Source organism: Gordonia heveisoli (assembly GCF_030315745.1).
GTDB lineage: Bacteria > Actinomycetota > Actinomycetes > Mycobacteriales > Mycobacteriaceae > Gordonia.
In genome coordinates this window covers 97,181-113,160 of the sequence record NZ_JASXSH010000002.1, presented here as the reverse complement: position 1 = coordinate 113,160, position 15,980 = coordinate 97,181, and the positions used below count along the sequence as shown (strand labels likewise).

Annotated in this window: 15 protein-coding genes; 9 read left to right on the top strand and 6 right to left on the bottom strand. The window is 65.5% G+C overall.

What is annotated here, in order from left to right:
* Positions 1-4 precede the first annotated feature (4 nt).
* Together QSJ18_RS02190 and QSJ18_RS02185 are read right to left on the bottom strand one after the other, a co-directional pair.
* The gene (locus QSJ18_RS02190) at positions 5-1,573 is read right to left on the bottom strand and encodes an MFS transporter (RefSeq protein WP_286324571.1); all 1,569 of its coding nucleotides are present in this window, start codon (positions 1,571-1,573) and stop codon (positions 5-7) included.
* 91 nt (positions 1,574-1,664) lie between these two features.
* On the bottom strand, positions 1,665-1,919 hold the full coding sequence (locus tag QSJ18_RS02185) for a hypothetical protein (RefSeq protein WP_286324845.1): 255 nt from the start codon (positions 1,917-1,919) through the stop codon (positions 1,665-1,667).
* Between QSJ18_RS02185 and QSJ18_RS02180 the strand changes: the two genes are divergently transcribed.
* Together QSJ18_RS02180 and QSJ18_RS02175 are read left to right on the top strand one after the other, a co-directional pair.
* On the top strand, positions 1,806-2,819 hold the full coding sequence (locus QSJ18_RS02180) for a helix-turn-helix domain-containing protein (RefSeq protein WP_286324812.1): 1,014 nt from the start codon (positions 1,806-1,808) through the stop codon (positions 2,817-2,819). The two genes, QSJ18_RS02185 and QSJ18_RS02180, sit on opposite strands and share 114 nt — an antisense overlap.
* Positions 2,820-3,130: 311 nt before the next feature.
* Entirely contained in the window at positions 3,131-4,042 is a 912-nt protein-coding gene (locus QSJ18_RS02175) for a LysR family transcriptional regulator (RefSeq protein ID WP_286324570.1), read from the top strand.
* Between the two features lie 27 nt (positions 4,043-4,069).
* On the opposite strand, the gene QSJ18_RS02170 is transcribed toward QSJ18_RS02175, so the two are convergent.
* Entirely contained in the window at positions 4,070-5,794 is a 1,725-nt protein-coding gene (locus QSJ18_RS02170; RefSeq protein WP_286324569.1) for a sensor domain-containing diguanylate cyclase, read from the bottom strand.
* A 132-nt stretch (positions 5,795-5,926) separates the two neighbouring features.
* Here QSJ18_RS02170 and holA point away from each other — a divergent pair, with 132 nt between their 5' ends.
* Entirely contained in the window at positions 5,927-6,901 is a 975-nt protein-coding gene (gene holA, locus QSJ18_RS02165; RefSeq protein WP_286324568.1) for a DNA polymerase III subunit delta, read from the top strand.
* 173 nt (positions 6,902-7,074) lie between these two features.
* Here the strand turns inward: holA and rpsT are convergent, their stop codons facing one another.
* Positions 7,075-7,335 carry a 30S ribosomal protein S20 gene (gene rpsT / locus QSJ18_RS02160; protein ID WP_286324567.1) on the bottom strand — a complete coding sequence of 87 codons (261 nt, stop codon included), beginning with the start codon at positions 7,333-7,335 and terminating at the stop codon, positions 7,075-7,077.
* A gap of 220 nt (positions 7,336-7,555) precedes the next feature.
* Here rpsT and QSJ18_RS02155 point away from each other — a divergent pair, with 220 nt between their 5' ends.
* The 5 genes from QSJ18_RS02155 (at position 7,556) to QSJ18_RS02135 (ending at position 13,630) form a co-directional block, all read left to right on the top strand.
* A complete protein-coding gene (locus QSJ18_RS02155) occupies positions 7,556-8,716 on the top strand; it encodes a sulfotransferase family protein (protein WP_286324566.1) in 1,161 nt (386 codons plus the stop codon).
* Positions 8,717-8,796: 80 nt separating this feature from the next.
* Entirely contained in the window at positions 8,797-10,581 is a 1,785-nt protein-coding gene (locus QSJ18_RS02150; RefSeq protein WP_286324565.1) for a circularly permuted type 2 ATP-grasp protein, read from the top strand.
* The gene (locus QSJ18_RS02145) at positions 10,578-11,555 is read left to right on the top strand and encodes an alpha-E domain-containing protein (protein WP_286324564.1); all 978 of its coding nucleotides are present in this window, start codon (positions 10,578-10,580) and stop codon (positions 11,553-11,555) included. The genes QSJ18_RS02150 and QSJ18_RS02145 overlap by 4 nt, the downstream gene beginning before the upstream one ends.
* Positions 11,552-12,400: a transglutaminase family protein gene (locus QSJ18_RS02140; protein WP_286324563.1), complete on the top strand. Its 849-nt coding sequence runs from the start codon at positions 11,552-11,554 to the stop codon at positions 12,398-12,400. The genes QSJ18_RS02145 and QSJ18_RS02140 overlap by 4 nt, the downstream gene beginning before the upstream one ends.
* Before the next feature lie 72 nt (positions 12,401-12,472).
* Positions 12,473-13,630 carry a YncE family protein gene (locus QSJ18_RS02135; protein ID WP_286324562.1) on the top strand — a complete coding sequence of 386 codons (1,158 nt, stop codon included), beginning with the start codon at positions 12,473-12,475 and terminating at the stop codon, positions 13,628-13,630.
* A gap of 64 nt (positions 13,631-13,694) precedes the next feature.
* Here QSJ18_RS02135 and QSJ18_RS02130 read toward each other — a convergent pair whose 3' ends face one another.
* Positions 13,695-14,114, bottom strand: a complete 420-nt coding sequence (locus QSJ18_RS02130; RefSeq protein WP_286324561.1) for a type II toxin-antitoxin system PemK/MazF family toxin — start codon at positions 14,112-14,114, stop codon at positions 13,695-13,697.
* Complete coding sequence (locus QSJ18_RS02125; protein ID WP_286324560.1) at positions 14,111-14,755, bottom strand: alpha/beta hydrolase family protein; 645 nt, start codon at positions 14,753-14,755, stop codon at positions 14,111-14,113. The genes QSJ18_RS02130 and QSJ18_RS02125 overlap by 4 nt, the downstream gene beginning before the upstream one ends.
* Before the next feature lie 94 nt (positions 14,756-14,849).
* Between QSJ18_RS02125 and QSJ18_RS02120 the strand changes: the two genes are divergently transcribed.
* Positions 14,850-15,719, top strand: coding sequence for a MerR family transcriptional regulator (locus tag QSJ18_RS02120; protein ID WP_286324558.1), 870 nt, complete (start codon positions 14,850-14,852; stop codon positions 15,717-15,719).
* The last annotated feature ends 261 nt before the right edge of the window (positions 15,720-15,980 follow it).

The window sequence follows — 15,980 nt, the reverse complement described above, 5'->3', positions numbered from 1 at the left end:
GTCTTCAGCTCACCGGGGCCGACGGCTCTGGTTCCGACAGGTCCGTGGGATCCTCGGCGCCGACACTCGGGCGTGGACTGGACCTGAGCATCAGCCAGCCTGCGACAGCGGCCGCCACCGCAACACCACCGGCGGCCAGGGAGGCCAGGTGAAAGCCCTCGAGGAAGGCGCCTTTGACGAGATTGCCGAATTGGACGTCGAACGGAGCTGGCAGGTAGTGGGACGCCTCGACCCCCGCCAGCATGGAGCTGGTCGCGGCGTCGTGTAGCTGCTCGGGCATGGGGATGCCGGCCAGATCGGTAGCGATCTTCGAGGAGTAGACCGAGGCGAGTATCGAGCCGAGGACTGCCACTCCCAGCGTCCCGCCGAGTTCGCGACTAGTGTCATTGACCGCTGATCCCGCACCGACCTGCCCTGTTGACAGCTCATTGAGCACCATCAACGTCGCAGGTCCGCCAACCAGCGTCGCCCCCAAGGCCAAGATGACCATAACGGGCGCGATCACGCTCCAGTACGACGTGATGTCGTCATACCGGATGGTGAGCCAGAAGGCCACGGCCATGAGCAACGTACCCAGAAGGGCGGTACGGCCCCCGCCAATCTTTGAACCCAGCCACATACTAGGTCCGGCAAAAATCATGATCGCGAAGGCAAATGGCAGTTGTCGCATGCCGGTCTCCAAGGGCGAGAACTCTTTGACGCCTTGGAAGTACTGAGTCATCAGGAAAACGAACCCCATGAGGGCGAACATGCCGAATGTCAGAAGTAGCGCAGCCGCAGCGAAGTTGCGGTCACGGAAGAGGCGGATGTCGAACAATGGTGCAGAGAACCGCTTCTCCCAGACGATGTAAGCCGCGATCACGGCCGCGCCGAGCGCGATCCCACCGATCGTGCGGGTGGTCAGCCACCCGTGGTTCGGGGCCTCGATGACGCTGTAGACGACGATCGAGACACCGGCCATCGACAGCACCATGCCACCGAGATCGAAAGGACCAGTGTCTGGATTCCTGCTGGCTGGCACAAATGCCGCAACAGCGACCAGGGCGATCGCACCCGCGGGAACATTGATCCAGAAGATCGAACTCCACGAGTAATGTTCGAGAAGCCAGCCGCCCACCACCGGGCCGAGCGCAGCGGCGATTCCGGCAACCGCGGCCCAGATCGCTACTGCCAGCGAGCGTTCGCGCAGGTCGTCGAACAGAATCACCACCAGGGCCAAGGTGGCCGGGAACACGAGAGCGGCGAAGAGTCCGAGGACCCCTCGGGCAAGGATCAGTTGCCCCAGGTCCTTCGATATCGCCGCAAGTGCGGACACCACCGCGAAGCCGGCAATACCGATCAGGAGCACGGTCTTGCGTCCGAAGCGATCACCCAGATACCCGCCGGTCAGCAGCATGCCGGCGAACACGAGCGTGTACACGTCCACCACCATCTGTAGACCAGAGGTGCCGGCATTCAATTCCGTTGCCATCCTGGGCAGTGCGATATTGACGATGGTGTTGTCCAGGAACACCAGCAACTCAGCAAAACACAACGCCACGAGTCCTAGCCATCGAATCACTATGGAACGCATCGGGTTATGACCCTTCTTCTACTCTGGCGGACGGACCGCGTCGAAGCATGAGAGGCGAACCGCACCAACTACTGGGCGGCCTCACGACACCCTATGAGCGGCCTGCGATGGCCGGAATGACCTGATGGGACAGAACCGTGATATTTTCGGCACGGTGGAGAACCGGTCGTGGGACGTTCGTCGTGGCGTCGTCGGAATCCAACACATGGTCCAGGTCGGGATCGACCATGGGATCGCAGAGCGTCGCCTCCTCGCCTCGACCGGGCTCCTTCTCGCAGATCTGGAGGACGACGACCTCGAAGTGGAAGCCGTCCAAGAGCTCTCGGTCGCCCAGAATCTGGTGCAAGCACTCGGTGACCGACCGGGTCTCGGCACCGAGGTCGCGATGCGGTTCACGCTGGCCAACTGGGGCTTACTGGGCTTCGCGATGCTCAGCAGCCCCACCGCGGGCGAAGCCCTCCAAGTCGCATTACGAACCTTGCAGATCGGCAATCGGTTCATCGACATCACCGCTGGCTTCACTCAGACGTCAGCGCGGATAGCGTTCCAGCACAAGCACCTTCCCGCCGATGTCCGCGACTTTCTGCTCGAGCGTGACATCGCGATCATCTTCGGCGTGATCGTATTGCGGTGTCTGAGCCCCCAACTGGTCGATCGTCTTGGCGATTCACGCCTCGAGCTGGCGCTGCCTGGTGACCGTGCGGCCAAATTGGTCGACGGCATGACTGCGATGCTCGCCGACCTCGCGCACGATCCGATGCAGCAGTTCCGAATCATCGCTGACCGTCCGGCCACCGAACTGACGTTTCCACTCGACCTTCTTGCCGAACCGATGGCGATGCCGGATCCGGCGACCGCTGCCCTGTGTGAGCAGCAATGCCTTGACCTCTTACAGAATCGACTCGATCGCGGTCGGCTCGCCACCAGAATCCGCGCAATACTGTTGCACGAGATCCGCGACGCGCCCACCGCGAGCGAGATTGCGGATCGGCTGAACATGGACCGCCGCACGCTGGCCCGACGACTGGCCGAGGAGGGAACCAACTTCCGCACTCTCCAAGAGGAGACCCGCGCTACGTTGGCGATCGATATGCTCGGTGTTCTCGATCTGACTGTCAAAGAAACAGCGGCTCGCCTCGGCTACGCCAGCTCGGAGGCGTTCAGCAGATCGTTCACTCGATGGACCGGAAGTTCGCCCAGCGCCTATCGATCGCGCCCTCGGCCCCCTGCGGCCGGTCATCGGTAGTGCCGTGGCCCCGATTGCTTCGGACTGAGCCGAACTCGACCACGCCGCTCGGACAACTCAAACCGGGCCTCAAGCCCCAGCCCGACGCACTTGCCGATCCGCAGGCAGTTCGGTACCCGTCGCCGATGGGCGTCGGCCGCAGTGATCTCGGTAACCGTGGGTGGTCCGGCGGCAGTATCGCCGTACCGCGAACCGGAGTCGGCGCAGGTGAGGTTGCTATGTCAAGACCCGCAATCGGAGAATGTGGGAGCGGCTATCACAGATTTATCCGTCGGGCATATCGGCGGTCGATTGGCTGGCACCATGATCGGGTGTCCAACAGCCGACAGCCTCCGCTCGATCAATTGCGGACCTTCTTCGCCGTCTACAAGGCGGGTTCCTTCAGCGATGCGGCGCGCCAGATGGGCCTGTCACAGCCGACCGTGACCAATCACATCGGTTCCCTCGAACAGTGGTTCGGACGCGAGCTGTTCCGCCGTGGTGGCCACGGTGCCGCGCCGACCGCCTTCGCCCACGAGACCGCGGCCACCCTGGCCGATCACGTCGACCGCATCGAACGGTTCCTCGTGGGTGAGGTGGTCAGCAGTACCGGTAGCCGGGTGGTCACCGTCGGTGGACCGCATGAATTCATCGGCAGTTGCGTGATCCCGGCCCTCGCGTCGGTGGCCGAGGCGCTACCCCGCATCGAGTTCTCCATCGGACCGTCCGGGATGATGCTCGACGACGTGCACAGCGGCAAACTCGATCTGGCGATCTCCACGGTGCGTCCGCACGGGCTGGAAGTCCAGGCCTGGCCGCTGGCCGACGAGGAGTTCTGGCTGGTCGGCGTTCCGTCGATGGCGCGGGACGGGGCGTCGGTGTCGCAGCTGTCGAAGCTGCCATTCGTGTCCTACAACCGCGATCTGGCGATCGTGCGCCGCTACTGGAACACGATGCTCGGGGCCGATCCGATCTTCGACGCGAAGATCGTCGTACCCGATCTGCTGTCGGTGAAGGCGGCGGTGGTCGCCGGGCTGGGAATCAGCGTCCTACCCAGCTATCTGATCCATCGTGAGGTCGCCGACGGGACCCTGGTCAAGTTGCTCGATTCCGAGGAGGCGCCGATCAACACAGTGTTCCTGTGCGCCCAGTCGCAGACCTGGCGTTCCCGCGAACACGTGCGGACGCTGGCCGAGGTGATCCTGGGTAACGTGAAGGCCTACCTGGGTCCGGTCAGCGGCTGACCTGAACAGGTTGTCGCGCAGCAGGATTCACCTTGATCGGGAATCAGCCGGATATACGACATACCGGTTGCGGCCGGATTCCTTGGCTTCGTAGAGCGCTTCGTCGCCGAGTTCGAGCAATGTGGTCGCCGATTGCTGCGCGAACGTCGTGGTCACCACACAACCGACACTGATGGTCAGGAGACCGGTCGGGGTGTCGGCGTTCTCGATTCCGAGAGTCGCAACCGCAGCCATGAAGCGGTCGAGTATCGGCTGCGGATCACGCGTCCCGACGACTACGAACGCGAATTCCTCACCGCCGTAGCGTGCGACGAGGTCGCCGTCGCGGGCGGCCGCCCGGAGTGCGGTTGCGACGCGACGCAGGGCGGTGTCCCCGGCGAGGTGGCCGTACCGATCGTTGTAGGCCTTGAACGAGTCGACATCGATCAGGCCGACACAGACCGGTTGGGCCGACCGCGTTCGGTCCCGGCGAAGTTCGGCCAACTCGTGGTCGAGCCTGCGCCGGTTGGCGATCCCGGTCAGTGCATCCTCCAGACTCTGCCGCGCCAGTGACTCCTTCTCCTTCTCCAGGGCGACCTTCTCCGCCAGCAGGGTTTGGGCGGCGAGCACCTCCTCGGTGGCGTCGACGACGAAACCGACCGCGCGGACCGCGTCGGCGTCACGCTGCAGGGCGGCGGCAGAACGCACCCAACGGATCTCGCCGGTCGGGCGAATGATGCGGAACTCGGCGGCGTAGTCGGCACCGGCCGTGAGTAGTTCGGCTGCCGTGTGGGTGACCTCGGTGGCCGCATCGACGTCGTCGGGGTGGATGAACGAGCGGAAGCCGGCGATCGAACCGATCGGCTGGTCCGGGTCGCGCCCCATGATCTGGTACCAGGTGTCGTCGCAATGCAGACGGTCCTCGGTGACGTCGTAGTCCCAGATGCCGAGGCCTCCGACATGGGTCGCGAGTGCGAGCCGTTCCTGGTTGGCGCGCAAGGAATTCTGAGCTTCGCGTTCGGCGGTCACCTCGCGTGACACGCAGAGGATTCGGGCGGTCGCACCATCGGGACCAGGAACCGGGGTGAGGGTGTTGTCCCAGTACTGCGGCCGGCCACCGGGCAATTCACTGCGTCCGGCAAATCTGCCGATCTGTCCGGTCCGTGCTGCCTGCAAGGCCTGCTCGCCCTCGGCACGGACGTCGCCGGGGAGCAACGGCAACCACTCCTGACCGAAGCCGACACCTTCGGGTACGCCCAGCGCGAGGCACCCGGCCCGATTCATGTGGATGAGCGTGCCGTCGAGGGCGATCATCTTGATGCAGTCAACGCTCACGTCGAGCATGTCGGTTTGCATCGACGATCGCTCAGCGATGCGCGCATGATTGGTCTTGAGCTCATCGATGTCGGTCGCGGTGCACAGCCACTGGATATCGGGCCCCTGGTCGTCGACGGGGTATATGCTCACCCGGAACCAGCGCGGTCGGTGATCGGCGCAGACCAGTCGGCATTCGAGGTCTACGCGCTGCGCCGACGATTGCGCCACCAGCAGCTCGCCGACGACCAGGTCACGGTCGGCGACCGCCACCGTCGTCGCCCAGTGCGTCGCCGTGCCGGAGTGATCGAGGGTATGCCACCAGGCGGCATTGGCGTCGAGGATGAGACCGGTGTCGTCGATGACGCAGGCGGGATCGCGCAGGATCGCCATCAGGCCGGCGGTGCCACTTGTGATCGGCGACGGGGCCGATGGCAACCGCGAATTCTCGATCGTCACAATTCTTGACAATACAGAGTGTGTCATTCGGTGGCGACGAACGTTTGGCGGTGCAGCCGAGATCACGGTCGGGCATTGCGGTGAACCGGTCCGGTGACGGCGATCGCGGCGCTGTCGGCCTGTTCTGGCACGATGAACGGCGTGACCGAACGCCTGCATCTTCTCCTCGGCGACGACGATTTCCTGACCGGCCGCGTCATCTCCGCGACCGCAGCCGAGCAGTCGGCGGCGGCGGGTACTCCGGTTCCGGTGACGCGGGTTCGGGCAGGCGACGTCAGCGAGCATGAGCTAGCCGAATTGCTCAGTCCCTCGCTGTTCGCCGAGGAGCGGATCGTCGTCGTCGAATCGGCGGCGGAAGCGGGGAAGGAGCCGGCGGCACTGATCGCCTCCACAGCTGCGGCGCTGCCCGAGGGCATCACCCTGATGGTCGTGCACACCGGCGGCGGACGGGCCAAGTCGATGGTGCCCGCTCTCCAGAAGGCCGGCGCGACCGAACATGACACGGCTGCACCGCGGTATCCGCGGGAGCGGATGGATTTCGTGCGCAACGAGTTCCGCAGGCTCAAGGTGAAAGTGAACGCCGAGGTTGTCGAGTTGCTGGTGGAGAGCGTCGGGTCGGAATTGCGGGAGCTCGCTGCGGCGTGCACCCAACTGGTCGCCGACACCGGCGGAAAGGTAGATCGCGACACGGTGGCCCTGTACTACCAGGGCCGGTCGGAGGTGACCGGCTGGGAGGTGGCCGAGTTCGCCGTCAACGGTGACCGTGCGGGAGCGATGGAGAGTCTCGCGTGGGCCCTGCACCATGGGGTGCCGCGGGTTCTCCTGGCCGACGCACTCGCCGAGGCCGTCCATGCGATCGCCCGCGTGCGGCCGATGGGGCAGGGGGATCACTTCGCGTTGGCGTCGAAGCTGGGGATGGCGCCCTTCCGGGTCAAAACCGTGCAGTCCCAGGCACGTGCCTGGGATTCGGAATCGGTGGCCAAGGCCGTCGGGGTCGTCGCAAAGCTCAACGGTGATGTGAAGGGGCAGGCGGCCGACGCCGACTATGCCCTCGAATACGCGGTTGGGGCGGTCGCCGATCTGCGGCCGGGCGCGCGTCGGCGCTGATCTATGCCGACTGACCGTCGCGACGCTGATGGGCCACGCTGGCGGTAGCCAGAGACCCGAGGACGACAACGCGATTCACCCCGACGACCGCGTGGATATCGTCGGGGTGAATCGCGTAAAGCTATGAAAGAACGAGGAGCAGGTCACGGCCGTAGCCGTGGCGGACTGTCAGCTCAGAGCTTGTTGACGGTCAGCGCGATGGCCGACTTCTTGTTGGCAGCCTGATTGGCGTGGATGACGCCCTTGCTGGCAGCCTTGTCGAGCTTGCGGCTGGCGAACTTGCCCAGTTCGGCGGCCTTGTCCTTGTCGCCGGACTCGACGGCCTCGCGGAAGTTGCGGATCGCGGTGCGCAGAGCCGACTTGACCGACTGGTTGCGCAGGCGAGCAGCCTCGTTGGTGCGAATGCGCTTGACCTGGGACTTGATGTTTGCCACGCGTGTTTCCTCTGGTAAATGCGGATAGTTCGGTTTGTCTGGGTGGGCGGCGGACCGATGGGTCCGGCTCGCGCCTGGCAGTCGGCGTCATGGCGGTGCCACGTCGTAACTGCAACAGCGGACAACATTACCAGTCGGGCGCCGGTGGCCCAAAATCCCGGGCGTTCGCGAGCGAGGAATAAGAATCAGCGTGCGCCGATGTCTTACGCTCGATGACACCATGTCTGTCGTCTTCGTGCACATCGGCCTGCCCAAAACCGGGACCACCCATCTGCAGGATCGGCTCTGGCGCAACCGTGATCTGGCGCTGGGGTCCTCGGGGCTGCTCTATCCCGGTAACGTGATCTCGGACCATTTCCACGCGGCCGTCCATCTCCAACCGGGGCGCTATCTGGACTGGGTCGACCCGGCCTTCGCCGGAACGTGGCCCAAACTCCTCGGCCAGATCAAGGCGTGGCCACAGACGTCGCTGTTGTCGCACGAGCTCTACAGCACTGCGACCTCCGAACAGATCGCCGTGTTGATGGACGACCTGTCCTTCGCCGACGAGGTGCATGTGATCGCGACGGTGCGTGACCTGGGCCGACAGCTACCGTCGGTGTGGCAGGAGAACGTCAAGAATCAGCGGCGTGCGAGCTTTGCGGACTTCGTGACGTCGGTGCGGGCGCACACGCCCGACGCGATCGCCGACGCGCGCGCTGGTGCGGCCGATGCGCCGATGGCCGAGCGTGGCGACGAGGAGCCCTTCTGGGAGTTCCAGAATTATGTCGGCATCCTCGACCGCTGGGCGCGGGCCGTCGGGCCGGAGCACGTCCATCTGGTCACCGTCCCGATCCGGGGTGCGGGTGATGACGGGGACTCGCTGTGGGATCGCTTCTTGAGCGTCATGGGTGTCGACCCGCAGGCGCTGACCATCCCGGTGCCCAGTCTGAACAGTTCGCTCTCGGCGGCGCAGACCGAGTTTCTGCGTGGGCTCAACACCCGGTTGCAGCCCGACGACATCGAATGGCAGCGGTATGAACGCGTCATCAAGGGGCAACTGATCGGCGAGATCCTGTTCGAGGCGCCCGGCGGACGGGCGCAGGGGGTCACACCGGCCCAGTCCGAGTGGGTGTCGGGTCAGGCCGATCGGATGGTGGCGTCGGTGCGATCGGCAGGCTATTCCGTGGCCGGCAGCCTCGATGACCTGACGGTGTCGCCTGCAGGATCGGTGTCGGCGGGACCCACCACCGAAGAGGTCTTGGATGTTGCTCTCGACACGATGGCGGCGATGGTACTGGCCGCCCCGATGCCCAGGGTCGGTCCAGGGTGGCAGACGCGGGGGATGAATGTGGTGCGCCGACTCCGGCGTCGTCTGATCGGTGCGCGACGAGCGCTCTGACCTGCCCGGTCGTCGTCGACGTTCGGCGGCGTCGGGGGACGACCTGCCGAATCGAACATTTTGTAGCAACATGGTCGGTTATGAGTCCCGCTTCCACCAGTGCGGCCCCCAAAAAGGCGGTGCGCAAGTCCTCGACGGCCAAACCGGCAACCGCGACTGCTGCCCCGAAGGCGGCGAGCAAAGTCCCGGCCAAGGCGAAGTCCGCGAAGCCCACGGCGTCGGAAAATGGTGGCCGCCCGACTCGTTCGAGGTCTGCTACCTCGCCGGTAAAGTCCGCTCCGACAGGGATTTTCGCCGGTTACACCAAGGGGCCGTACGGCGCCGCCTACGACGAGATGTTCGACGCGTCTGGCGAGGTGCGCGCTCCCTATCGCGGTATCCGCAAGGCGCTGGGCGACCAGGACCGGGCCGATCTGGAGAACCGGATGGAGGCGCTCGGCCGCGCCTACCTGGATCAGGGCATCACCTTCTCGCTGTCGGGTAAGGAGCGCCCATTCCCGTTGGATGCTGTGCCACGGGTGATTTCGGCGTCGGAGTGGAACAAACTCGAGGCGGGTATCACGCAGCGCGTGCAGGCCCTGGAACTCTTCCTCGATGACATCTACGGCGAGCAGGAGATCCTGCGCGATGGTGTCCTGCCGAAGCGGCTGGTCCACTCCTGTGAGCATTTCCACCGGCAGGCGGCAAATATCAAGCCGCCCAACGGGGTTCGCATCCATGTCGCCGGTATCGACCTGATCAGGGACGAGAACGGCGACTTCCGGGTGCTGGAGGACAACCTGCGGTCGCCGTCTGGTGTGTCCTATGTGCTGGAGAACCGGCGGGCGATGGCGCGCGTATTCCCCGACCTGTTCTCGTCGCATCGGGTGCGGGCCGTCGCGGACTACCCGAGTCATCTGCTGCGCGCTCTGCGCAAGTCGGCGGCGTTCAACGAGGCCGATCCGACCGTCGTGGTGCTCACCCCGGGCGTGGCCAACTCCGCATATTTCGAACATTCACTGCTTGCCCGCCAGATGGGTGTCGAACTCGTCGAGGGGCGCGACCTGTTCTGTCGCGACAACGTGGTGTACATGCGGACCACCGAAGGTGAGCAGCGCGTCGACGTCATCTATCGGCGCATCGACGACGACTTCCTCGATCCGATGCAGTTCCGTCCGGATTCGATGCTGGGCGTCGCGGGTCTGCTCAACGCGGCCCGCGCCGGCAACGTCGTGATCTCCAGCGCCGTCGGCAACGGCATCGGCGACGACAAGCTGATCTACACCTATGTGCCCGAGATCATCGAGTACTACCTCGGCGAGAAGCCCAGCCTGCAGAACGTCGACACCCTGCGGTGCTGGTTGGACCAGGAACGTGAGGAAGTGCTCGACCGGATCGACGAACTTGTCGTCAAACCGGTCGAGGGTTCGGGTGGATACGGCATCGTCTTCGGCCCCGACGCCACCAAGGCCGAACTCGACACTCTCGCACGCAAGGTGCGCAACGATCCGCGCGGATGGATCGCCCAGCCGGTGGTACAACTGTCGACGGTGCCCACCAAGATCGGCGACGAGCTTCGTCCTCGGCACGTCGATCTGCGGCCGTTCGCGGTCAATGACGGCGAGTCGGTGTTCGTGCTGCCCGGCGGACTGACCCGGGTGGCGCTGCCCGAGGGATCCCTGGTGGTCAACTCCAGTCAGGGCGGCGGATCCAAGGACACCTGGGTGCTCGCGTCACGAACCTCCGAGGGTGAGCGCGAACTGTCCGGCGCGAAGGTGGTCTCGGCCAGCGGCGTCGCTGCGGCCCGGCCGGCCGAGAGCGCACCCGACCAGGTGCACACGCAGACCCAGCAGCAGCAACAACAGCAGGGGGGTGGCTCGCAATGATGCTGGCACGCAACGCCGAATCGCTGTACTGGATCGGTCGCTACGTGGAGCGCGCCGACGACATCGCCCGGATTCTCGACGTGGCCATTCAGGATCTGCTGGAGGACACCACCGTCGACGTCGATCGTCAGGCCCGGTTGGTGGTGCAGGTCCTCGGCCTGCCGGCGCCCGACACCGACGAGCCGCTCGATGTGTGGTCGTTGACCGATCGTGTCGCCTTCGACAAGGAGGCGGTCGGCTCGATCGTCGACCTGGTGCGGTCGGCGCGGGAGAATGCCCGTGGCGCAAGGGAGGTCATCTCCAGTGAGCTATGGGAATGCCTCAATGCGACATTCAACGGGCTGGAGACCGCCGAGCGACGGTCACGGCGATTGGGGCCGCATGAGTTTCTCTCCTACGTGAAGAACCGGGCGGCGATGTTCGCCGGCCTCGCCGACGCCACCCTCAGCCACGACGACGGTTACCGGTACCTGCTGCTGGGGCGGTCGGTCGAACGTGTCGACATGACGATCCGCATGCTGCTGGCCCGCGCCGGTGATCGGGCCAGTTCGCCCGCGTGGGTCAACGTGCTGGTGTCCGCGGGTGCTCACGACACCTACTTGCGCACCTACCGGGGGGCACTCGACGCGGAGAACATCGTGGAGTTCATGCTGCTCGACCGCCTTTTTCCGCGGTCGGTATTCGCAGCGCTCAGCGTGGCCGAACAGAACCTGTCGCTGCTGGAGAAAGGGTCGAGTCGCGTTGGCGCACAAGCACGTGCGCAATTGCTACTGGGGCGCGCGCGGAGTTCGCTGGAGTTCCTCGAACCCGGCAAGCTACTCGACGATCTGCCCGACCGGCTGGTCGATCTCCAGGACAGTTGCCGGGCGGTCAACGAGGCGGTGACCGCCCAGTACTTCAGTGTGTCGCCGTATGTGTCCTGGGCCGACGCCCGGGTCAGTGACGGAAATGTTCTTGAGGAGAGTGAGCTGTGAGCTGGCGTTTGCGCGTCGTCCATTCCACCGGATTCGCGTACAAGAGTGCGGTCACCTCGTCCTACAACGAGGCGCGGCTGACTCCGCGTAGCGACGCGCGGCAGAACGTCATCGTCAACCGGGTGGAGACGGTGCCGGCAACCAGGGCTTACCGGTACACCGATTACTGGGGCACCGCCGTCACCGCCTTCGATCTCCATGCGCCCCATGAGGAACTCGAGGTGTCGGGCAGTTCGGTGGTGGAGACCGAGGCCGGCGAACGGCCGGGCCCCGACCAACAGGTGGGCTGGGATGACGTCCGCAGCGAGGCCATCGCCGATCGCTATGACGAGATGCTGTTCTTCACCAGGTATGTGCCGAAGAATCGTGCGCTCGGCGCCGCGGCCAAGCGTCTGGTGAAGGGGCTCACGCCAGAGGAGGCGGTGGAGGTCGTCTGCAAACATGTGCACGCCGAGATGGAGTACGTGCCCGGAACCACCGGGGTGCATACGACCGCGGTCGATGCCTGGAATGAGCGCAAGGGGGTCTGCCAGGACTATGCGCATCTGACCCTGTTGATGTTGCGGAGTCTGGGGATTCCGTCCCGCTATGTGTCGGGATATCTGCATCCGAAGCCGGACGCGGCCATCGACAAGACGGTGGAGGGGCAGAGTCACGCCTGGATCGAGGCGTGGACCGGCGGCTGGTGGGGATATGACCCGACCAATGACACCCCGATCACCGAACAGCATGTTTCGGTGGGGATCGGCCGAGACTATGCCGACGTGTCCCCGTTGAAGGGGATCTACACCGGCGGCGGTGCCACCGATCTCGATGTGGTCGTGGAGATCACCCGCCTGGCCTGAGCGTTTTGGCGGAAATGTCCGTTTATTGAGGTTGGTTAGGCTTTACTAAGTGCGTCTTGCTAGTCTCGGCCAATGCGCCTGACTGCAACCACACCTCTCCGACGCGCGGCGGCTGCCGTCGGCGTCATCATCGGACTCTCGCTGCCCATGGCCACCGTCGTGGGCGCTCCTGCGTCGGCCGAACCGGCCGCCGGCACTGACTGGCGCTTTGGTCTCTCGTCGATCGCGGCGGGTGTGAACGAGGGTGCAGAACTGGCGATCGACCCGGTTCGGCGCAAGATCTTCGTCGCCGACGGCGACGACTACTTCCAGCGCTACGACGTGATCGACTACGTCCTGCCATACCCGCATGTGCTGATGCCGAAGGTGTCGGTCCTCGATGTCGACTCCCGCCGGGTGCTCCGTGCGATCGACTACACGGGGCTGCCGCTGGCTCCGATGAAGTACGGGCCGCTCACCATCCCGGTGCCACACACGCCCAACGGGGTTGCGCTCGATACCAAGCGCGGACTGGTCATCACCACCACTGCGCGTGGCGAACAGGCCGCCGTGGTGGACATGTCGGCCCGGGCTGCGAAGCGCTCCGACCTCGCCGTCGGACGCGATCCGCTCAAACATGCGATGGGGGTCGCGGTCGACACCGACCTCGGCCGCGCCTACATCGGCAGCTGGGACAGCAATCAGATCGTTGTGGTGGACACCGCCACGCGCCGGGAGATCACCACCATCAACGGCGTCTACAAGCCGACCATGGTCGCCGTCGATTCCGAGCGGCACCGCGCTTATGTCGGCAACGCCGACTACGAGGCCAAGAAGATCAACTTCCTGACCGTTGTCGACACCCGGACCAACCGGGTCGTCAAGAAGATTGCCACTGCACCGAACTCGCGGCCGAGCGTCGACCCGACCACCGGGCGAATCTACCTGGCCAGCTTTGTGACCGGTGAGATTGCGGTGATCGACCCGGACTCGCTGAACGTGGTCGGCCGAATCCAGACCAAGTCGACGCCGGTGAATGTCGCGATCGACGAGAAGCGACGCCTGGCCTACACCGCGAACCTTTTCAAGCGGACGATCTCGGTGGTCGACCTGGCCTCGAACAAGGTCATCGCGACACTCAAGACACGGGCTCGGCCGCATACGATCGCGGTAGACCCGAAGACCGGCGCGGCCTTCGCGACCGAGTTCCAGAGCTCCAGGCTGACCGTGGTCTCGCCGCGACGGGGCTGACCGGCAACCACTCAAACGCGGGCGCGACCTCCGGGTCGTGCCCGCGTTCATGTCTGGGCGTCGATCACTTCCAGCCGAAACGGGTGCGCAGCTGTGCGGCAACGGAATCGAACTGTGCGCGGCCCATGACTGCGCCCTCCCGGCGGATGCCGTCGTCGTTGAGTTCCAGTATTCGGTCCAGTCGGACGAAACTTTCGCGGTGCTCGGCGTCCCACGCGCCGGCGCCGATCGGTACCCAGTCCGGATCGTCGCGGTGATAGTCCTTACTGGACAACATGAGTCCCAGCACCGTATCTGGGTCGTCGGCGGCACGGTCGCGGCCAACGACGAGTACCGGCCGGTCCTTGCCCTGGGTCGGGTCGTCCTCGAACTCGACCCACGTCCAGACGATCTCGCCGGGATCGGCGTTCCCGTCCAGGTCGGGGGAGTACTCGATGTGGCGGGCCAGGTCGTTGGTGGGGCGCCCGGGCGGTGGCCTTCTCAACGTGAATCCTCTTTCAGGAGTAGCTCTTCGACGGCGTCGGCGGTCAGTGCCGCGGTGGGGCGGCGGTCGGGGCGGAGGTCGTGACCGGTCTTCTCGAGTTCCACCAGCCGAGTCGGGGCGTCGATGAGTTCGATTGCGGCGGTGAGTTCGTCGGAGGTGGCGAATGGATCGGAGGTGCCGTGCACGACGACGGTCGGGATGCGGATCTGGGGGAGGTGGTCGGTCCGCAGACGATCCGGTTTGCCGGGAGGATGCAGCGGATAGGAGGTCAGCAACAGTCCGTCGGCCAACCCCGGTTCCTCGGCGACCAGCATCGAGGCCTGTCGGCCCCCGTAGGAGTGTCCGCCGACGATGAGCGGACCGTCGCCGCGGAACAGTGAGCACGCCGTCCGGATACCGTCGCGGTCGGCGGCCGCGGTGGAGGGGCTGGGCGGTCCTTTCGGGCGGCGCTGCCGGTAGGGCAGGTCGATACGCGCGACGAGGAGCCCGCGTCCGGTGAGTTCCTCGGCGAGCGCCCGCATGATCGCGGTGTGCCGGTTTCCGCCCGCGCCGTGAGCGAGCACGGCGACCCCGCGCGGCGGTCCGGTCGGTGTGTGCACGTCGGCGACGACCCCGTCGCGTTCGATGGTCTCCACGGCCATACCGGACACGGTATCCGGACCGGGGGGCGGGACGGCACGCCGGTACAGAACCGGGATTTGACCCTCACACGATGTGAGGCGGCAGGCTTGTGCCATGACCGACACCCCGTTGCTCACCATCGGCGAGTTCTCCTCCCAGTGCCGCATCAGCGTTCGGATGTTGCGGCACTACGACGAGCGTGGGCTCCTCACACCGGCCATCGTCGATCCGGTCACCGGCTACCGCCGCTATCGACTCGCCCAACTGGACTTGGCGCAGCGCATCCGCAGGCTTCGCGATGTGGGGTTCACGGTGTCCGGGATCGCCGCGGTGCTCTCCGCCCGTGACCGCGACGCCTACCGGCAGGCGCTCGAGTTGCAGCGGGACATCCTCACGCAGCAGGCGGTCGAGGCCCAGGGCCGCGTCTATCTCATCGAACAACTGATCACTACGGAAGGAACACTCATGGACGCCATCACCGTTTCGCGCGTGGCTCAACCGGCCCGCACCCTGGTTGCGCTGCGGGGCACCGTTGCGCGGTACGAGGACGAAGGGGAATTGTGGGCGCGGTTCATGCCCGAACTCCAGCGGCAGGGCGTCATCCCGATCGGGCCCGGCGGCGTGATCGAGCACGACGGTGAGTTTCGGGAAGCCGACGTCGACGAATCGGTGTTCGTGCCGGTCGCGCCGGGTGCCGGCGTGGCCGCCCCGCTGGAGATCGTCGAGATCGCCGCACACGAGGCGGTCGTCGCACGCCTCGTCGGACCATATTCACTCATCAGCGAGGCGCATGCGCGTATCGCCGAATTCGCGCGGGAACACGGGCTGGCCCTGGCTCCCGGTGGCCGGTCGGGGCCGGTATCCGAACGCAACCGCAACATCTATCTGACGGCACCGGACCAACCGGGCGATCCGATCACCGAGGTGATCATGCCGTTGGCGTCCGCAGCGAATGAGGATCTCACCGTCCCCGGCGCGGTCTGAATCGGTTCGTCGCCGCGACGATCCCTGACAACGTGAGCCGGCGGTCGCCGACTCCTGACGCACCCTGCTGTGCACGTATCTGTCCGCGGGTCTGCGGCCGCTGCGCCGGCCGAACGCGACGCCTCGACACTCGCCTCCGCGAGAGCGCCGGCCCCGATGTGGCCCAGTACCTTGGTCACAGGTGACCCGCGGTGACCCTCGATGTGTACGCCCACCTGTGGCCAGGGATGATGAGAGGGCACGGGACGCGTGAACTCGGTC